This window comes from Pseudomonas sp. MD195_PC81_125 (assembly GCF_014060985.1).
Lineage (GTDB): Bacteria > Pseudomonadota > Gammaproteobacteria > Pseudomonadales > Pseudomonadaceae > Aquipseudomonas > Aquipseudomonas parakoreensis.
Window position 1 is genome coordinate 1 of sequence record NZ_JABULD010000138.1, and the last position, 1,330, is coordinate 1,330.

The 1,330-nt window shown below is 60.5% G+C and carries 1 protein-coding gene; it reads right to left on the reverse strand.

Annotation, left to right across the window (positions count from 1 at the left end; genetic code table 11):
* Nucleotides 1-127: 127 nt before the first annotated feature.
* Nucleotides 128-1,270, reverse strand: coding sequence for a 4-phosphoerythronate dehydrogenase PdxB (gene pdxB, locus HT737_RS06215; protein WP_182401865.1), 1,143 nt, complete (start codon nt 1,268-1,270; stop codon nt 128-130).
* Between the last annotated feature and the right edge of the window lie 60 nt (nt 1,271-1,330).

The following is a 1,330-nucleotide window of genomic DNA, read 5'->3' on the forward strand; positions in this document are numbered from 1 at the left end:
CCGGGTTTTTTCTGCCTGCCGTTCTCTTCTGTTCTGTGTAGGAGCTGCTGAAGGCTGCGATCTTTTGACTTTGTTTTTCAAAGGCAAGATCAAAAGATCGCAGCCTCCGGCAGCTCCTACAGGATCTTCAGACAGCCACCGCCCCCAGCGCCGCCACAATTTTGCGCAACTGCTGCGAATCACCGTCGATCCGCACCTTCAGCCCCTCGATCTCGCGCCGCACCGGGTACTGCTTGCGCAACACATCGAATGCCGCACGCTGTTCAGCGACATTGCCTACAAGACTGCGACGAAAATCCGCGTCATCGCGGCGCGGGTCGTATACGCCACGGCACAACATCGCCAGTGCCCAGGCCGGATCGCTGTCGGCGTGCAGGGTCACTTCTGACAGCCACGGTGCCGGTAGCAAGTCACTGAGCTGGATGCTCGGCGTCTGACCGATGAATTCGCAATAAGCCTGATAAATCTGCGCCGTGCCGCGCTGTTTACCATCGAGGCTGTAACCGGCAATGTGCGGCGTGGCCAGCACGCAGAGTTCGGCGAGGTCGACATCGACTTCAGGCTCGGCTTCCCACACGTCGAGCACTGCTTGCAGGTCCTCACGCGCCAGCAGCACGTCGCGCAACGCAGCGTTATCCACCACGGGGCCACGAGCGGCGTTGATCAGCCAGGTACCGGGTTTGAGCTGTTGCAGACGCGGCTCATCGAACAGATGCCAGGTCGCGCCTGCGCCGATACGGGTCAGCGGCGTGTGCAGGCTGATCACGTCGCACTGCTCGATGATCTGCTCGAGGCTCACGTAATCACCGCCCTCGACTGCCTGACGCGGCGGGTCGCAGACTTTGACATTCCAGCCCAGGCCCTTGAGCACCTTGATCAGCCGACCGCCGACTTCACCGGCGCCGATTACCCCATAAGTACGTTGCGGCAAATCAACGCCTTCGATTTCCGCCAGGGTCATCAGACTGCCGAGCACATAATCGACCACACCTCGCGCATTGCAACCGGGTGCACTGGACCAGGTGATGCCGGCCTCGGTGAAATAATCGAGATCGAGGTGATCGGTACCGATGGTGCACGTGCCGACGAAACGCACTTTGCTGCCTTCGAGCAAAGCACGATTGACGTTAGTCACCGAGCGCACCAGCAACACATCGGCCTGCTCGACCGTCGCACGGTCGATGGCACGGCCCGGTACCCGGCGGATCTCGCCGAAACCGGCAAAAAACGCATCGAGCAGGGGGATATTTTCGTCGGCAACAATCAGCATGGCGGGCTCCTTGGGCGGATCGGCAGTTTAACTGTAGGAGCTGCCGCAGGCTGCGATCTT

Excerpts from the sequence above, each read along its gene's own strand:
- pdxB (WP_182401865.1), bottom strand. The coding sequence starts at position 1,270 with ATGCTGATTGTTGCCGACGAAAATATCCCCCTGCTCGATGCGTTTTTT.